Below are 17,387 nucleotides of genomic sequence, written 5' to 3'. Positions count from 1 at the left end.
CGCCCGGTTCGAACCGGGCGCCCCCTCCGCGTATGCGCTGGTGGGGTCAGGCCCCTTCGGTCTCCCGCCGCACCGACAGCAGATCCTCCAGCTGCTCCTCGCGCGCCTGCGCCGCCACGAACAGCAGCTCGTCGCCGGCCTCCAGGGAGTCCTCGTGGGTCGGTGAGAGCACCCGCGTGCCGCGGATGATCGTGACCAGCGAGGTGTCCTCGGGCCAGGCGATGTCGCCGATCATGGTGCCCGCGAGTGCGGACTCCGGCGGCAGGGTCAGCTCGACCAGGTTGGCGTCGCCGTGGCTGAAGCGCAGCAGGCGCACCAGGTCGCCGACGCTCACGGCCTCCTCGACCAGGGCCGACATGAGCCGCGGCGTGGAGACGGCGACGTCCACGCCCCAGGACTCGTTGAACAGCCACTCGTTCTTGGGGTTGTTCACGCGGGCCACCACCCGCGGCACCCCGTACTCGGTCTTCGCGAGCAGCGACACGACGAGGTTGACCTTGTCGTCACCGGTGGCCGCGATGACCACGTTGCAGCGCTGAAGGGCCGCCTCGTCCAGCGAGGTGATCTCGCAGGCGTCGGCGAGCAGCCACTCGGCCTGCGGCACCCGCTCCACCGAGATGGCGGTGGGCGCCTTGTCGATGAGCAGGACCTCGTGCCCGTTCTCCAGGAGCTCGCCCGCGATGGAGCGGCCGACGGCACCGGCTCCGGCAATAGCGACGCGCATCAGTGACCGCCCTCCTCAGGGCCCTCGGCGAACGCCGCTTCCACCTTCTCGATCTCATCGGTGCGCATCATCACGTGCACCAGATCGCCCTCCTGCAGCACCGTCTGCGACGAGGGCAGGATCGCCTCGCCGAGCCGGGTGAGGAACGCGACGCGCACGCCGGTCTCCTCCTGCAGCTTGCTGATCTTGTGTCCCACCCAGGACGTGGCGGCGTGCACCTCCGCGAGCTGCACCCCGCCGGTGGGGTCGCGCCACAGCGGCTCGGCGCCCGAAGGGAGCAGCCGGCGCAGCATCTGGTCGGCGGTCCAGCGCACGGTGGCGACCGTCGGGATGCCCAGGCGCTGGTAGACCTCGGCGCGGCGCGGGTCGTAGATACGGGCCGCGACGTTCTCGATGCCGAACATCTCGCGGGCGACGCGCGCGGCGATGATGTTCGAGTTGTCACCGCTGCTGACCGCCGCGAACGCGCCGGCATCCTCGATGCCCGCCTCGCGCAGCGTGTCCTGGTCGAAGCCGACTCCGGTGACCCTGCGGCCACCGAATCCGGAACCCAGCCGGCGGAAGGCCGTGGGGTCCTGGTCGATCACGGCGACCGTATGCCCCTGCTGTTCCAAGGTCTGCGCGAGAGCGGCACCCACTCGTCCGCAGCCCATGATGACGATGTGCACGACCGTCCTTCCGGCTGTCAAGCTTCCGTTAAAGTCTGGCGCCGTCCAGCGCGCCCCATGGGCGGCTTATTCCGCCTTCACCAGGGTCTCAGACCACAGGCCAAGCTACACACGCGCCCGGGCAGGTGCGCGGGGGCCCGTTCGAACGCTTACGATCCACTGCGTGTCCAAACTGACCGACCTGCCCAAACGCATTCTGATCGGGCGCGCACTGCGCAGCGACAGGCTCGGCGAAACGCTCCTTCCCAAGCGCATCGCACTCCCCGTCTTCGCCTCCGACCCGCTGTCCTCGGTGGCGTACGCGCCGGGCGAGGTCCTGCTCGTGCTGTCCATCGCGGGCGTGTCGGCGTACCACTTCAGCCCCTGGATCGCGGTGGCGGTCGTGGTGCTGATGTTCACGGTGGTGGCGTCGTACCGGCAGAACGTGCACGCGTACCCGAGCGGCGGCGGCGACTACGAGGTCGCCAACACCAACCTCGGCCGCAAGGCGGGTCTCACCGTCGCGAGCGCCCTGCTCGTCGACTACGTCCTCACCGTCGCCGTGTCGATCTCCTCGGGCATCGAGAACCTGGGCTCGGCGGTCCCCTTCGTGGTGGAGCACAAGGTGCTCTGCGCGGTCGGTGTGATCGTGCTCCTCACCCTGATGAACCTGCGCGGGGTCAAGGAGTCCGGAAAGCTCTTCGCGATCCCCACGTACGTCTTCGTCGTGGGCGTCTTCCTGATGATCGCGTGGGGCGCGTTCCGCGGGATCGTCCTGGACGACACCCTCAAGGCTCCGACGGCCGACTACGAGATCAAGCCCGAGCACCAGGGCCTGGCCGGCTTCGCCCTGGTCTTCCTGCTCCTGCGCGCCTTCTCCTCCGGCTGTGCCGCACTCACCGGTGTCGAGGCGATCTCCAACGGCGTCCCGGCCTTCCGCAAGCCCAAGTCGAAGAACGCGGCGACAACGTTGGCCCTGATGGGCGCCCTCGCGGTCACCATGTTCTGCGGCATCATCGGGCTCGCCATGGCCAGCAACGTGAAGATGGCCGAGAACCCGGCGCACGACCTGATCAACAACGGGCAGGCGGTCGGCAGCGACTACGTCCAGCACCCGGTGATCTCGCAGGTCGCCGAGGCGGTGTTCGGCGAGGGCTCGTTCCTCTTCATCATCCTGGCCGCCGCGACCGCGCTGGTCCTCTTCCTCGCGGCGAACACCGCGTACAACGGCTTCCCGCTGCTCGGCTCGATCCTCGCGCAGGACCGCTACCTGCCGCGCCAGCTGCACACCCGCGGCGACCGGCTCGCGTTCTCCAACGGCATCGTGCTGCTCGCCGGCGCGGCCGCCGTCCTGGTCGTCATCTACGAGGCCGACTCCACGAAGCTCATCCAGCTCTACATCGTGGGCGTCTTCGTCTCCTTCACGCTCAGCCAGACCGGCATGGTGCGGCACTGGAACCGCCACCTGCTCACCGAGCGCGACCCGGCCAAGCGCAGCCGCATGAAGCGCTCGCGGGCCATCAACACCTTCGGCGCCTTCTTCACCGGCCTGGTCCTGGTGGTCGTCCTCGTCACCAAGTTCACGCACGGCGCCTGGGTGGCCCTGCTCGGCATGGTCATCTTCTACGTGACGATGAGCGCGATCCGTAAGCACTACGACCGGGTCTCCGAGGAGATCGCCGCCCCCGAGGGCCCCTCGGACGACAGCGTCCGCCCCTCCCGCGTGCACTCCATCGTCCTGGTCTCCAAGATCCACCGGCCGACGCTGCGCGCCCTCGCGTACGCGAAGCTGATGCGCTCGGACACCCTGGAGGCGCTGAGCGTCAACGTGGACCCGGCCGAGACCAAGACGCTGAAGGACGAGTGGGAGCGGCGCAACATCACCGTCCCGCTCAAGGTCCTCGACTCGCCGTACCGCGAGATCACCCGCCCGATCATCGAGTACGTCAAGAACCTGCGCCGCGAGAGCCCGCGCGACGCCGTCTCGGTGATCATCCCGGAGTACGTGGTCGGCCACTGGTACGAGCACCTGCTGCACAACCAGAGCGCGCTGCGCCTCAAGGGCCGTCTGCTCTTCACCCCCGGCGTGATGGTCACCTCGGTGCCCTACCAGCTGGAGTCCTCCGAGGCCGCGAAGAAGCGCGCCCGCAGGCGCTCCGAGTGGAACGCGCCGGGTGCGGTGCGCCGCGGTCCGGTGGAGAAGAAGCCGGCGTCGAAGAGCTGAGTCCCCGGGGCTCCCGCCTGTGGCGGGCGGTCGTCCGACACCCACGTAGACTCGTGGGTTGTCGTGTGACCGCCCGCCTTCTTCGTATCGGAGCCACCCCACCATGCAGTCAGAACCCAAGAACTCGCTGGTCGGGGAGGAGTACGAGGTCGAGGTCGGCCCCGTCGCGCACGGCGGGCACTGCATCGCCCGTACGTCCGAGGGCCAGGTGCTCTTCGTCCGGCACGCGCTGCCGGGGGAGCGGGTCCTCGCCCGGGTCACCGAAGGCGAGGAGGGCGCGCGCTTCCTGCGCGCCGACGCGGTGACGGTCATCGAGGCGTCCAAGGACCGCATCGAGGCGCCCTGCCCGTTCGCCGGGCCCGGCCGCTGCGGCGGCTGCGACTGGCAGCACGCCAAGCCCGGCGCCCAGCGCCGCCTCAAGGGCGAGGTACTCGCCGAACAGCTCCAGCGCCTCGCCGGGCTCACCCCCGAGGAGGCCGGCTGGGACGGCACGGTGATGCCGGCCGAGGGCGACAAGCTCCCGGCGGGCGAGGTCCCCGCCTGGCGCACCCGCGTCCAGTACGCGATCGACCCCGGCACCGGCAAGGCGGGCCTGCGCCGCCACCGCTCCCACGAGGTCGAGGTGATCGACCGCTGCCTGATCGCCGCCGAGGGCGTCACCGAACTCGGCATCGAGCGGCGCGACTGGACGGGCATGGCGTCCATCGAGGCCATCGCGGCCTCCGGCTCCCAGGACCGCCAGGTGATCCTGACCCCGCAGCCCGGCGCCCGCCTCCCCATCGTCGAACTCGACAAGCCCGTCTCCGTGATGCGCATCCACGAGCGCGACGGCTCGGTGCACCGCGTCCACGGCCGCCCCTTCGTCCGCGAACGCGCCGACGACCGCACCTACCGCGTCGGCGACGGCGGCTTCTGGCAGGTCCACCCGAAGGCCGCCGACACCCTGATGCGCGCCGTGATGCAGGGCCTGCTCCCGCGCAAGGGCGACATGGCCCTCGACCTCTACTGCGGCGTCGGCCTCTTCGCGGGCGCCCTCGCCGACCGCGTCGGCGACAAGGGCGCGGTGCTCGGCATCGAGTCGGGCAAGCGCGCGGTGGAGGACGCCCGCCACAACCTCGCCTCCTTCGACCGCGTCCGCATCGAACAGGGCAAGGTCGAGTCGGTGCTGCCGCGCACGGGCATCACGGAGGTAGACCTCATCGTCCTCGACCCGCCCCGCGCAGGCGCCGGCAAGGACACGGTCCGCCACCTGTCCGGCCTGGGCGCCCGCCGCATCGCCTACGTGGCGTGCGACCCGGCGGCGCTGGCGCGGGACTTGGGGTACTTCAGGGAGGGCGGGTACAGGGTGCGGACGCTGCGGGCGTTCGATCTGTTTCCGATGACGCATCACTTGGAGTGTGTGGCGATTCTGGAGCCGGCCGAGAAGGGGCGCTGACCCGCCGGGTTCGTCGCCTCGTGCGCGAGGGCGCGGGCGGACCCTAGATGCCGGCGGCGCGCAGTTGGTCGAACGAGCCGACCTGCGCCACCCATGCCCGCTGTTCGGGGTCGTGCCGCCAGCCGGCCAGAACGCCGGGCACCACGGGCAGGACCGTGTCGGGCCAGATCATGTACCCGAGCCTGATGAGCTCGCGCCCCGCGGCATGGGCCGCGTCGAACGGGAAGGCCGGGTAGTCGGGCCAGTGCGTCAAGTCCTTCTCGGCGAGGGGTACTTCGACGCCCTCGCGCCGCACCTGCAGAACGTAACCGGTGTCGGCGGCTCGGCAGACGGCGGTGAGGTCGCGGCGGGTGTGTTCGTCGGGCATGGGTGGCACGTTAGTACGCGCCCGCTCGCGAGCCGGCGCGGTGGGGCGGACGGTGCGGCGTTGCGGTCAACTTGTGTCCCCTGTGCGGCAGTTCGTGCAGATTGAGGGCGGCAGGATTGTGGCCCACGTCACGTTACCGGCGGTATCTGAAACAGTGTGTCGCAGGTAAATTGCGGGAAACACAGTTGTGGATCCACGTGTCCGAGCAGCCGTCAGCGGCCGAGCGGCGGGACCCGGTGCCCCGCGCCCCTCGCGGCCCACGAACGAGAAGGACCCCTCGCGATGGACCAGCAGCACGTCGACGTCCTGGTGATCGGTGCCGGGATTTCCGGAATCAGTGCCGCGCGGCATGTCCTGCGCGACAACCCGAAGGCCTCGGTGGTCGTGCTCGAGCGGCGGGCGCGGGTCGGTGGTACGTGGGATCTGTTCCGGTATCCAGGGATCCGGTCCGACTCCGACATGTCCACCTTCGGGTTCGGATTCCGGCCGTGGCGTGACGCGCGGATCCTCGCCGGGGGTGCGCAGATCCGGCAGTACGTCGAGGACGCGGCCTCGGACGACGGGGTGCTCGAGCGGATCCGGTTCGGGCGCCGGGCGGTCGCCGCCGACTTCTCGCACGCCACCGGGCGTTGGACTGTCGAGGTGGAGGACGAGGGCACCGGTGGGCGGGAGGTCTACAGCGCCGGGTACGTCGTCGGGGCGACCGGGTATTACGACTACGACGCCCCGTATCGGCCCGAGTTCGAGGGTGAGGCCGACTTCCGGGGGACGGTGGTGCACCCGCAGCACTGGCCGGAGGATCTCGACTACCGGGGCAAGCGGGTCGTGGTGATCGGGTCCGGCGCCACCGCCATCACCCTGCTGCCGGCGATGGCCGACGAGGCCGCGCACGTCACCATGCTCCAGCGCTCGCCCACGTATGTGCTCGCGCTGCCGGAGGTGGACCCGCTCACCTCGGTGCTCCAGAAGCTGCGGGCGCCGGCCTCGCTCACGTACAAGATCTCCCGTGCGCGCAACATCGCGCTCCAGCGCGGGAGTTACGCCTTCTGCCGCAAGTATCCGCGGCTCGCGCGCAAGGTGCTGCTCGGGCTGGTGCGGGCGCAGGCCGGCAAGAGTGTCGACATGCGGCACTTCAGCCCGCGGTACAAGCCCTGGGACCAGCGGCTGTGCGTCGTGCCCGGCGGCGATCTGTTCAAGGTGCTCAAGAGCGGCAAGGCCTCGGTCGCGACCGATCGGATCGACACCTTCACGGCCGACGGCATCCGTCTGAAGTCCGGTGACGAGCTCAAGGCCGACATCGTCGTGACCGCGACCGGGCTCAGCGTCCGGCTGCTCGGGGGCATGGAGCTGACGGTCGACGGCGCGCCCGTGGACGTCGCCAACCGCGTGCTCTACAAGGCAGTTCTGCTCGAAGGCGTGCCCAACATGTCCCTCGTCATCGGATACACGAACGCCTCCTGGACCCTGAAGGCCGACCTCGCCGCCGGCTACACCGCGCGGCTTCTCGCGCACATGCGGCGGCACGGGCACGACATCGCCACGCCCGTCGCCACCGACGCCGACCGTTCGGAGTTCTCCGTCATGGGTGAGGCGCTGACCTCCGGCTACATCGCGCGGGCCGACAAGGTCATGCCGCGCCAGGGCACCCGCGACCCCTGGCGCCTGTGGAACAACTACTACCGCGACCGCGCCATGCTGCGCGATGCGCCGATCGACGACTCCGTGCTGCGGTTCGAGAAGGCGGGTGGTGCCGGTGATGCCGTGACCGGCGGGTCCGGCACCCCCGAGTCCGTCCACGCCGCCTGACCGCACGGGCCTACGTCCCGTACCGCACCAGCAGCACGCCCCGACGCCCCCGCGCCCCGGGGGTCCTCCGAGCCGACAACCGAGGACGACGATGACCGCGAATCTGACCAGGAAGGCCTACGACGAGCGCCTGCGGACGCTGTCGGAGGGCTCCGTGAACGTCAACTTCAACGCCTTCACCGACATCAAGTGGGACGACCCCGAGTTCGCCGTGGACACCAGCGATCCGCGGTGGGTGCTCACCTCGGCGGACGCGCTCGGCGCCCACCCCTGGTACAAGGAGCAGCCGCTCGACGTGCAGATCCGCATCGGGATCTGGCGCTGGGCGACCATCGCCAAGGTGGGCATGCAGTTCGAGAACCTGCTGATGCGCGGGGCGCTCGACTACGTCTACCAACTGGGCAACCGCAACGAGGAGTTCCGGTATCTCACGCACGAGATCACCGAGGAGACCCACCACACCCAGATGTTCCAGGAGCTGGTGAACCGCACCGGCGTGGACACACCCGGCGGCAAGCGCTGGTTCCGGCAGCTCAGCCGGGTGCTGCCGCTGTTCGGATCGCTGTACCCCGAGGCCTTCTTCACCGGCATCCTGGCCGGTGAGGAGCCCATCGACCATCTGCAGAAGGCCGCCCTGCGCAGTGGTGAGCCGGTGCACCCGCTGCCGCAGCGGATCATGCAGATCCACATTGCCGAGGAGGCGCGGCACATCTCCTTCGCGCACGAGTTCCTGCGGCTCCGTGTCCCGCGCTACGGCAAGGCGCGGCGCGGCGCGCTGTCCCTGCTCTTCCCGGTGATCATGCGCGTCCTGTGCGACGTCATCATGATCCCCGACCGCAAGTCCGCGGCGGAGGTGGGGATTCCGGCCTGGGTGGTCAAGGAGGTCTTCTGGAAGTCCGAGGACGGCCGCAAGATGCTGCACGATCTCTTCTCCGACGTGCGGATGCTCGCCGAGGAGATCGGTCTGATGAACAAAGCGTCGCGTCCGGTGTGGAAGGCCCTGCGCATCGCCGGCCGTCCCGCGCGCTTCCGGGGCGAGCCCGTCCCGCACGCCGTCACCGACTGAGCGCCGGTCCGCTCCACTTGACGGCCTCACCTCCTGTGCGCCCTGCCATCTGAACGCCCGAACGGAGACCAGCCCGCCGTGCCGTACGTCGTCACCCGATCCTGCTGCGCCGACGCCTCCTGCGTGCTGGCCTGCCCCGTCAACTGCATCCACCCCGCACCGGGCGAGCCCGGCTTCGGCACCGCGGAGATGCTGTACGTCGATCCGCGCACCTGCGTGGACTGCGGTGCCTGTACGACGGCCTGCCCGGTGGACGCGCTGAAGCCCCATACGGCCCTGGCTCCGGGGGAGTTGCCGTTCCTGGAGCTGAACGCCTCTTACTACAAGGAGAATCCGCACGACGACCGCGCGCCCATGTACGTGCTGCCGCGGCAACGCACCCTGGCCGCGGGCGAGTTGTCGGTGGCGGTGGTCGGGGCCGGGCCCGCCGGGCTGTTCGCGGCCGACGAGCTGCTGCGCCACCCCGGCGTGCGCGTCACCGTGTTCGACCGGCTCCCGACCCCGTACGGGCTCGCGCGGGCCGGGGTCGCCCCCGACCACCAGGACACCAAGCAGGTCACCGAGCTCTTCCGGGCCATCGAGTCGCAGCCCGGCTTCCGCTACCGGCTCGGCGTCGAGGTCGGCACCGACCTCACCCACGCCGACCTGCTGCGTACCCACCACGCGGTGATCTACGCGGTCGGCGCGGCCACCGACAAACGGCTCGGCATCGAGGGCGAGGACCTGCCCGGCAGTGTGTCCGCCACGGAGTTCGTGGCCTGGTACAACGGCCACCCCGACCACGCGGACACCGTGTACCGCCTCGACACCGCACGCGCCGTCGTCGTCGGCAACGGCAACGTCGCCCTCGACGTGGCCCGCATCCTGACGGCCGACCCCGAGGCCCTGGCCCGTACCGACATATCCGACCGTGCGCTCGCCGCACTGCGCGCGAGCCGGGTCCGCGAGGTCGTCCTCCTGGGGCGCCGCGGTCCGGCCCAGGCCGCCTTCACCGTGCCCGAACTCCTTGCGCTCTCCGCCCTGGACGACGTGGACGTCACGGTGGAGGGCTGGCCCGCGGATCTGCCGATCGACCCCACTCGTGCTGCCCACGCCGACGACCCCGCCGGTGCCGGCGTCGGCGTCGGCGTCGGCGAGAAGATTCGGCTGCTCGCGCAACTGGCGGCCCGCACCCCGGTCGAGGGCCGCCGCCGTATCACCCTGCGCTTCCTGGCCGCCCCGGCACGGCTCACGGGCGACGAGCGCGTACGGGCCCTGGAGATCACCCCCACCGAGCTGCACACCGACGCGGACGGCACCGTGCGCGCCCGGCCCGCCGGACCCGTCGAGACCCTGGAGACCGGTCTCGTGCTGCGCTCCGTCGGCTACCGCGCCCGGCCCGTGCCCGGGCTGCCCTTCGACGAGCGGACCGCGACCGTCCCGCACGACGGCGGCCGGGTCGAGCCCGGTGTCTACGTCGCGGGCTGGATCAAGCGCGGTCCGACCGGCTTCATCGGCACCAACAAGACCTGCGCCCAGGAGACCGTGGAGTCGCTCCTCGACGACTTCGCCGCCGGTCGCCTGGCACAGCCGGAGGCCGGTGCGGACATGGCGCCCGGCGCGCTCGGCCTGGAGGAGTGGCGTGCGATCGACCGTACGGAACGGGCGGCGGGGGAGTCCCAGGGCCGTCCCCGCGTGAAGCTCACGGACCTCGGCGCGCTGCGCCGGGCCGCCGCGGCCTCGACCGCGCCAGCGGCTCCGGTACGCGCCTGACCGGCGCACCGCCGCTCGGTACGGGGCGGGGCCTGGGCCCGGACGCTCAGGCCCTCTCCAGGTCCGACACCCGCTGGTCCGGGGACAGCTCCACGCCCAAGTTCCTGAGGGTCGCGTCGAGCACCGCCCACACCGAGCGGCACAGCATCGTGCGCAACTCCTCCTCGGACAGCTCACGTTGGGGGTCGCGCACCCACTGGTTCACCGCCGTGTCCACGAACCCCACGATGCCCACGGCGACCGACCGGATCGGTGCCCCGCGCACTCCGAGCGCCTCGAGCACCTCGCCGAACCGCTCGCCCAGCATGAGGGCGATGGCGGTCTTGGTGTCCGCGACCAGCGAGCCGTCGCCCATCGCGTGCTCGCCGACGCCCATGTACGCGTACAGGCGCGGGTGTTGGGACACCCAGTCCAGGTGGGCGCTCACCACCCGGCGTACGGACTCCTCGATCGTCCCGTCGAAGGTGAGCGTGGGCTCCATCCGCCGCATGAACGACTCCACCACGCGGCGGCGGATCAACTCGTCCAGCGAGGCACGGTCCTTGAAGTGCCGGTACAGCACCGAGCGCGGCACTCCCACGCGCTCCGCGAGCCGCTGCACACCGAAGACCGCGCCCTCCTCCTCGATGAGCGCCACCGCCGCGTCCACCCACTCGACCTGCCGCTGTGCCTTGTGCTCGTCCCAGCGGGTGGAGCGTCCGTCGATCTGCGGCTCTCCGCCGGTCTTCTGCGCCATCCCGTCACAATATCCGCCGTTCACACACGTCCGGAGTCCGCGTGCGGTGCGGACCCGCAGGCCCGGGCCCCGCCGGCCCGACTGCCGGTCCCCGCGGCCGTGTTCGTGCCGTCCGCGGAGGTGAGCCGCGGTTTTCGGGGCACTCGTCATCCGGATGAGGAAGCGGAGGAGACAACGCTCATGGAAATCTCGGGTGTCATCAGCGCGATAGTGATCGGAATCGTGATCGGCGTGATCGGCAGGCTGGTCGTTCCGGGGCGTCAGCGCATCGGCGTGCTGTGGACCATCGTGGTGGGGATCGTGGCCGCGTTCGTCGGCTCGGCCATCGCCTCGGCGTTCGATGTCGCCGACACCGAAGGAGTCGACTGGGTCGAGTGGCTCTTCCAGATCGGCCTTGCCGCACTCGGCGTCGCCGCGCTCGACAGGGTGAAGGTCCGGCGGCGCTGACGCGGCGCCGACCGCACTGCGCAACCCTCGTGCCCGGGCCGGCCGCGTGCCGGTCCGGGCACGCGCGCGAGCGCACGCCCTGCCGGTTCGCGTCCGCCTCCCGCCGCACCGGTTCGCGTCCGCGTGCCGACCTGCCGGTCCGCGTCCTGTCCTGCCGGTTCGCGTCCGCGCGGCGTCCTACTGGCTCGCGTCGGCGCGCTGTCCGCTGCCCGTGCGCTGCCCGTCGTCCGCGCGCTGCTTGTCGTGCCGCGCCAGCACGGTCAGGAGCGAGGCCACGGTGAGCCCGGCCTCGGCCGGGTGCCGCAGCGGGTTGCTCGGCTCGATGCGGTACGTGTTGGAACGTCCCTCGCGCGTGTGCGAGAGGTATCCCGCGGCTTCGAGGTCGCCGATGATCCGCTGCACCGCCCGTTCCGTCAGCCGGCAGTGGGCCGCGATGTCACGGATCCGTGAGGACGGTTCATCCGCGATCGTGGCCAGCACACGGGCGTGGTTGGTCAGGAAGGTCCACCCGGAGTGAGGTTCTGGTACGCCACTCATGGCTTCAGGGTAGACGTACCATTCGCGACAGGAAATAGACGAAAACAATTTCCTGTATCGCTTGACGCGTAAGTTCTGTCAGACGACTCTGGAGATGGGATTCCGTTACGCCAGGGTGCAGGCACATCCGGGGAGCCGACGCCATGTCCGACCACCAGTCGACGACTGCCGTCCCGGGCAGCGCCGCACCGCCCAGCCCTGGGCCGGTGCCCGGGCCGTCGGGGCAGCTGGTCGTCGAGGTGTACGAGGTCGGGCCGCGCCGGCACATCGTGGTCGGCGGCGAGATCGACCTGGACAGCGGTCCCGCCCTCGCGGACGCCCTCGCGGCGGCGCTCGAGGACTCGCAGACCGGGATCGACCTGGACCTGAGCCGTGTGGGCTTCTGCGACGCCACCGGGCTCAACGTGCTCCTGAGCCTGCGCGAGCAGGCCCTGGAGCAGGACCGGACGCTGGTCCTGCGGGCCGCGAGCCCGCTGCTGATCCGGGTCCTGTCCGTCACCGACTCCCTCGCCCTGCTGGCCGGCTGGCCGGAGGGCGAGGACGCGCAGGAGGGGGAGGAGCTGCGGACCGAGCTCGCCCATCTGCGCAGGGCCATGGAAACCCGTCCCGTCATCGACATGGCGCGCGGCCTCCTCATGGCCACGTTCCGGCTGGACGCCGAGGACGCCTGGACCGTACTGGTCGAGGTCTCCCAGCACACCAACATCAAGCTGCACGAGGTGGCGCGGATGCTCCTCGACGCCGGTACGGCCGAGGAGACGGTGGACCCGCAGGTGCAGCAGGAGGTCGCGGCCGCGGTCGGCCGTCTGACGGCCCGGAGCGCGGCGTCGGCGTCGGAGCGGCCCGCGGAGGTCTCGTCGAACGGGTCGGCTCCGGAGCATGGGGCGGCTTCGTCGAACGGGTCCGCTCCGAAGCATGGGGCGGCCCCGGGGCAAGCGTCGGCTCCGAAGCACGGGTCGGCCCCGAATCACGGGCCCGCCCCGGCGCATCAGCCCGCCCCCGTGCCGGGCCCGGTCCCGCGCCGGGTGAACGGCTCGGCGCCGTCGACCGGTTCCGGCCCCGGGGACGCCGCGGAGTACACCGACGCGCCCGCCCCGCCCACCGACAACACGCAGCCCACTGGCGCACCCGCCCCGCCCACCGACATGCAGCCCACCCGCGCACCCACACGCGGCCCGCGGTCCGGTGCGACCCGGTCAGGCGGCTGACGCGGCCGGCGCCGACATCTCGCGCACCGAGGCGTCGCGCACCCTGCGCCCCGTCTCGGCCAGCCGCACCGCCGCCCTGGCCGCCGCCTCGTAACACCGCCGTACGAACGGCAGTTGCTCCAGGTGCGGCGAGAGCCCGGCCAGGGCGATGGCCGCCGCGACCCCGGCCCAGGCCACCGGGCCGAGCGGCGTGCAGCCGAAGAAGTGGCTGACGCCCGGCGTCTGCACGAGCGCGACGAGCACCGCGGCCGAGCCGAGCGCCGTCGCCCACACCAGCGGGCTGCGCCGCCGGCCCGCGAGGGTCTGCGCGAGCTGCGCGCCCACCACCCCGCACAGCGCCATCGTGCCGGCGCGGCGCTCCGTACCGGGAGTCCAGCGGCCGATCAGATACGCGGCCACGGCGCCCAGACAGGTGGTCACGCCGCGCCGCCGGATGTGCCGCAGCAGCGGCGCGCCCAGGATCCGTACGCCCATGGGCTCGGTCCTGGCCCGCTCGGCGGTTGCCTCGTCGTCGCTCGGGGTGACCGCGACCGCCATCGCCGGGAACATGTCGGTGAGCAGGTTCACCAGGAGCAACTGCCGTGTGGAGAGCGGCGACGCACCGGAGATCAGCGTGCCCAGCACACTGAACGCGACCTCGCCCGCATTGCCGCCGATGAGGATCGCGATCGCGTCCGCGACGCTGCGCCAGAGCGCGCGGCCCTCGTGGATCGCCTCCGCGAGGACGGACAGATCGCCGTTGGTCAGGACGATGTCGGCGGAGCCGCGCGCGGCCGCCGAGCCGCGCGAGGTGATCGCGATCCCCACGTCGGCCGCGCGGATCGCGGCCGCGTCGTTCGCGCCGTCGCCGGTCATCGCCACCACCCGGCCCGCCTCCTGGAGCGCCTCGACCACCTGGAGCTTCTGCTCCGGCGCGACCCGCGCCACCACCCCGGCGCCGTGCAGCGCGCGGGCGCGGCCCGAACGGTCCATGGCCAGGAGCTCGTCCCCGGTGACCACGCCCGCGTCCTCGGGCCAGCCCAGCTGGGCGGCCACCGCCTGCGCCGTCTGCGGATGGTCGCCGGTGAGCATCACCGGAAGGACACCCATCTCCCGCAGCTGGGCGAGGAGTTCGGAGGAGGTGGCGCGCGGCAGGTCGGCGAGCGCGAGCAGACCGGTGAACTCCAGGTCCTTGAGCGGCTGTTCGAGATCGCCCTCGCGGGCCTCGGCCACGGCGAGCACCCGCAGGCCCTGCCCAGCGAGCTCCTCGGCGGTGGCCGCCGCGTGCTCGGGCAGATCACGGCAGGCGGGCAGGACCACCTCGGGGGCGCCCTTCACCACCAGATACGGTTCGCCGCCGCCGTTGTGCCCGGTCGCGGCCGCGTACCCGCGGCTGGCCTCGAACGGCAGCTCGCCCGTCGGGGTCCACCCCTCGTCCGCCGGTGCCGCGTCGAGCACGGCCTCGTCGGTGGCGTGCGCCGGACGCCTGCCCTGCTCCGTGTCCACCGGCGGGCAGGCCCGCGCCGCGAGCCGCAGGATGCGCTCGGCCGCCTCCTCGTCCGCCGCGTACACCGTGCCGTCGGGCGCGGCCACGCGCGACAGGCGCAGGCGGTTCTCGGTGAGCGTGCCCGTCTTGTCGAAGCACACCGTGTCCACGCGGCCCAGCGCCTCCAGGGTGCGCGGTGTGCGCACCAGCATCCCGCGGCGCGAGAGCCGGCGGGCCGCCGCCATCTGCGCGACCGTCGCCACCAGCGGCAGCCCCTCGGGCACGGCGGCCACCGCCACCGCGACCCCGCCGCCCACCGCACGGCGCAGCGGAGTGCCGCGCAGCAGCGAGAGCGCGCTGACGGTCGCCCCGCCGAACAGGGTCAACGGCAGTGCCTTGCCGGTCAGTTCGCGCAGCCGCGCCTGGACCCCCGCCGCCGGCGGGGTGCGGGCGGCGAGCGAGGTGGCCCGGCCCGCCTCCGTGTGCCGGTCGGTGGCGACGACCACGGCGCGCGCCCGTCCCGCGACCACGATGGTGCCCTCGAAGACCATGCAGTGCCGCTCGGCCACCGGGGCGCCAGGCGTCGGATCGGTCTGCTTCGGCACCGGCAGGGACTCCCCGGTGAGCGAGGACTCGTCGACCTCCAGGCCCTCTTCGTGGACGAGCCGGGCGTCGGCGGGGACCACGTCGCCGGATTCGAGCAGGATCTCGTCGCCCGGCGAGAGCCGGGCCGCGTCGACGGTCCGCGCGTGCTCGCGGTCCGGCCGCGAGCCCTCCTGGATGCGCCGCGCCTTCTGCTTCTGCCCGGCGGCCAGCCCCTCCAGGGCCTGTTCGGCCCGCAGCCGCTGCACCCCGCCGGCCATCGCGTTGAGGTCCATGGCGCCGACCACGAGCAGCGCGTCCACGACGGAGCCGAGCAGAGCCGAAGCGGCCGCGCCGGTGGCGAGCACCGGCGTGAGCGGATCGTTGAGCTCTTTGCGTACGGCGTCGGCGAACCGCAGCGACCACAGCGCCGGTGCCGCCGCCTTGTGCCGCAGTACGGAAGCGGTCGCCTCGCGAGCCGAGCCGCGCAGCCGGTCGAGCGTCGAGGGGGCTGCCGGGCGCTGCTCGGCGAGCCGGGCGCGCACCTCCGCCGGGTCCAGGCCGTGCCAGGGCACGCGCGGACGGGGCGCCGGCGGCCGGGCGGCGGCCACGGCGAGCGCGCCGCGCCACCCGGTGAACAGGGCCACCGCCGCGGCACCGTTGACCGGGGCGTGCCGGGTGCCGGGCAGCAGCGGTGTGCTCTGCCCCTTGCCGCCGCCCGCCACCATCAGACCGGACAGGGCGGCGCCCGCGCGGGCCAGGGCCTGGGAGCGGGCGCCGGTGCGGCGCGCGGCCGGGATCGCGGTCAACAGCCGCCATACGTCGGTCAGTCCGCCGCGCGCGAGCACGTCGGCGCCCCACACCAGCGCCGAGTCCTCGTCGGTCACGGCCACCGCGAGGTCTCCCGCGAGCAGCCCCCGTACGAGCGCCGCGTCGTCGTCCGTGCCGATGCGCGCCACGGTCAGGACGACGCGCCCCTCGTCCCGGAGCGCGCCCACCACCTCGTCGAACGGCCGCTGCGCCGGGGCCACTTCGTCGGCCACCGAGGCCACGTCGCCGAGCGCCGGATCGCCGCAGAGCACGAGCCGCAGGCCCGCCCGCCGTGCGGCGTCGAGCACGGGCTCGGTCATCGGGTCGAGGGCCGGGGGCCGCTCCGGCCCGCCACCGGTGTCCGTGCCGGTTGCGTCACGGGCCGGACGCAGGGCGCTCGGGTGTACGACGAGGGTGTCGGCCAGTTCCAGCCGCCGCAGCCGGCGTCCGTCGCGCACCAGGACCCCGGCCCGGGCCAGCGCCAGGCCCAGGCCGGAGGAGAAGGCGGCGGGGCCGTAGCGCGCGGCCTTCGGCGACCCCGCGAGCACGGCCTCGGCCGCCTCCGCCAGATCGTGCTTGACGAGCAGCGCGGCCGCCGCGCCCGCCCCGCTCCCGGCGCCCGCCGCCGCGGCGTACTCCTGCGCGGGCGTGACCCGCAGCGGCGGCCGGACGCCCTCGGGTGCGGGGAGGCTCTGCCGTCCGGGCGCGCACAGGTCGTCATGCAGCGCCTCGAAGGCCGCGGCCCGTGCCGTCGCCTCCGCCAACTGCCCCGCGCGCAACGTGCCGTCGAGCAGCAGGGAGACCGGCGACTGGCCGGCGCCGTGGGCCGCGGCGTTGGCGGCGGCGAGCAGCAGATCGCGCCCGGTGCGGCCGAACCTGCCCCGCAGCAGCGCGCGGGCGCGCGGGTTCTCCCGTACGAGCGTGACCCCGGCGGTCACCAGACGCGAGGAGGGCGGCAGCCGCAGCGCACGGCTTGCCACGGCCGCGACCACGCCGGCCGCGTCCAGGGCGAGCACGCCCGCGGCGTCCCGTATCGCTCCCGTGTCGCCGGGATGCGCGGTCTCCTCCGGCGCGTCCTCGTCGTCCCCGTCCTCTCCGACAGCGGGTGCGTCCGCGGCCAGACCGTGTCCGGCGAGCAAGTCGCGCGCCTTGGCGACGAGGTGTTCGGCGGCCTCGTCGCCGACCGCGGTCAGGATGAGCCGGCCGAGCCCGTCGTCCCAGTGCGCCGTCAACACATCGGGATGGGCGGCGAGTTCGGCCGCGGCCTTGCGGGCGGCGGCGGTCAGCCGGGAGCTGCGGCCGTGCGGCGCGGCTTCGTCGGCGTGCCGGACCGGCAGGTGGACGCGCGGGCCGGCCCGCCAGGTCCCGGAGCGTCCGCGCAGGGTGTTGCGGGCCACGTGCTCGACCCGGGTGACGGCACCGTGCACGGCGTCGGCGCCGGACACGACCGTCCGCAGAACACCGGCCGTCAGTCCCGCGGCGGCACCCGCGGACGCGGCGAACGAGAGCCCCGAAGGCATGCTGAACACCATGAGTTACCTAGACCTGCCTTGTCCGTACGCGGGTGGGAGGGGTGGGGAT

13 protein-coding genes are annotated in these 17,387 nt (G+C 72.6%); 7 read left to right on the top strand and 6 right to left on the bottom strand.

What is annotated here, in order from left to right; all coding sequences use genetic code 11:
• Nucleotides 1–46: 46 nt before the first annotated feature.
• Both BLT97_RS17530 and BLT97_RS17525 read right to left on the bottom strand, forming a co-directional pair.
• Nucleotides 47–724: a potassium channel family protein gene (locus tag BLT97_RS17530; protein ID WP_093611188.1), complete on the bottom strand. Its 678-nt coding sequence runs from the start codon at nucleotides 722–724 to the stop codon at nucleotides 47–49.
• On the bottom strand, nucleotides 724–1,392 hold the full coding sequence (locus tag BLT97_RS17525; protein ID WP_093611186.1) for a potassium channel family protein: 669 nt from the start codon (nucleotides 1,390–1,392) through the stop codon (nucleotides 724–726). Before BLT97_RS17525 ends, BLT97_RS17530 begins: the two co-directional genes overlap by 1 nt.
• A gap of 163 nt (nucleotides 1,393–1,555) precedes the next feature.
• On the opposite strand from BLT97_RS17525, the gene BLT97_RS17520 reads away from it, so the two are divergent.
• Entirely contained in the window at nucleotides 1,556–3,595 is a 2,040-nt protein-coding gene (locus BLT97_RS17520) for an APC family permease (RefSeq protein ID WP_093611184.1), read from the top strand.
• 103 nt (nucleotides 3,596–3,698) lie between these two features.
• Nucleotides 3,699–5,030 carry a class I SAM-dependent RNA methyltransferase gene (locus BLT97_RS17515; RefSeq protein WP_093611182.1) on the top strand — a complete coding sequence of 444 codons (1,332 nt, stop codon included), beginning with the start codon at nucleotides 3,699–3,701 and terminating at the stop codon, nucleotides 5,028–5,030.
• A gap of 43 nt (nucleotides 5,031–5,073) precedes the next feature.
• On the opposite strand, the gene BLT97_RS17510 is transcribed toward BLT97_RS17515, so the two are convergent.
• Nucleotides 5,074–5,397, bottom strand: a complete 324-nt coding sequence (locus tag BLT97_RS17510) for a hypothetical protein (RefSeq protein ID WP_093611180.1) — start codon at nucleotides 5,395–5,397, stop codon at nucleotides 5,074–5,076.
• 282 nt (nucleotides 5,398–5,679) lie between these two features.
• On the opposite strand from BLT97_RS17510, the gene BLT97_RS17505 reads away from it, so the two are divergent.
• The 3 genes from BLT97_RS17505 to BLT97_RS17495 all read left to right on the top strand — a co-directional run bounded on the left by BLT97_RS17505 (nucleotide 5,680) and on the right by BLT97_RS17495 (nucleotide 10,021).
• Nucleotides 5,680–7,203, top strand: a complete 1,524-nt coding sequence (locus tag BLT97_RS17505; protein ID WP_093611178.1) for a flavin-containing monooxygenase — start codon at nucleotides 5,680–5,682, stop codon at nucleotides 7,201–7,203.
• A 91-nt stretch (nucleotides 7,204–7,294) separates the two neighbouring features.
• The gene (locus BLT97_RS17500) at nucleotides 7,295–8,269 is read left to right on the top strand and encodes an AurF N-oxygenase family protein (protein ID WP_093611176.1); all 975 of its coding nucleotides are present in this window, start codon (nucleotides 7,295–7,297) and stop codon (nucleotides 8,267–8,269) included.
• A 78-nt stretch (nucleotides 8,270–8,347) separates the two neighbouring features.
• On the top strand, nucleotides 8,348–10,021 hold the full coding sequence (locus BLT97_RS17495) for an FAD-dependent oxidoreductase (RefSeq protein ID WP_093611174.1): 1,674 nt from the start codon (nucleotides 8,348–8,350) through the stop codon (nucleotides 10,019–10,021).
• 46 nt (nucleotides 10,022–10,067) lie between these two features.
• Here BLT97_RS17495 and BLT97_RS17490 read toward each other — a convergent pair whose 3' ends face one another.
• A complete protein-coding gene (locus tag BLT97_RS17490; protein ID WP_093611172.1) occupies nucleotides 10,068–10,757 on the bottom strand; it encodes a TetR/AcrR family transcriptional regulator in 690 nt (229 codons plus the stop codon).
• A 180-nt stretch (nucleotides 10,758–10,937) separates the two neighbouring features.
• Between BLT97_RS17490 and BLT97_RS17485 the strand changes: the two genes are divergently transcribed.
• Nucleotides 10,938–11,204: a GlsB/YeaQ/YmgE family stress response membrane protein gene (locus BLT97_RS17485; RefSeq protein ID WP_093611170.1), complete on the top strand. Its 267-nt coding sequence runs from the start codon at nucleotides 10,938–10,940 to the stop codon at nucleotides 11,202–11,204.
• Between the two features lie 177 nt (nucleotides 11,205–11,381).
• Here the strand turns inward: BLT97_RS17485 and BLT97_RS17480 are convergent, their stop codons facing one another.
• A complete protein-coding gene (locus tag BLT97_RS17480) occupies nucleotides 11,382–11,741 on the bottom strand; it encodes a helix-turn-helix transcriptional regulator (protein ID WP_093611168.1) in 360 nt (119 codons plus the stop codon).
• A gap of 143 nt (nucleotides 11,742–11,884) precedes the next feature.
• Between BLT97_RS17480 and BLT97_RS17475 the strand changes: the two genes are divergently transcribed.
• Nucleotides 11,885–12,949: an ANTAR domain-containing protein gene (locus BLT97_RS17475; RefSeq protein WP_093611166.1), complete on the top strand. Its 1,065-nt coding sequence runs from the start codon at nucleotides 11,885–11,887 to the stop codon at nucleotides 12,947–12,949.
• Here BLT97_RS17475 and BLT97_RS17470 read toward each other — a convergent pair.
• Nucleotides 12,938–17,326 carry a cation-translocating P-type ATPase gene (locus BLT97_RS17470; protein WP_093611518.1) on the bottom strand — a complete coding sequence of 1,463 codons (4,389 nt, stop codon included), beginning with the start codon at nucleotides 17,324–17,326 and terminating at the stop codon, nucleotides 12,938–12,940. The two genes, BLT97_RS17475 and BLT97_RS17470, sit on opposite strands and share 12 nt — an antisense overlap.
• Nucleotides 17,327–17,387: the final 61 nt, after the last annotated feature.

This window comes from Streptomyces indicus (genome assembly GCF_900100315.1).
GTDB classification, from domain to species: domain Bacteria; phylum Actinomycetota; class Actinomycetes; order Streptomycetales; family Streptomycetaceae; genus Streptomyces; species Streptomyces indicus.
The sequence above is the reverse complement of the archived record's forward strand: the minus strand, read 5'-3'. Positions and strand labels throughout refer to the sequence as shown.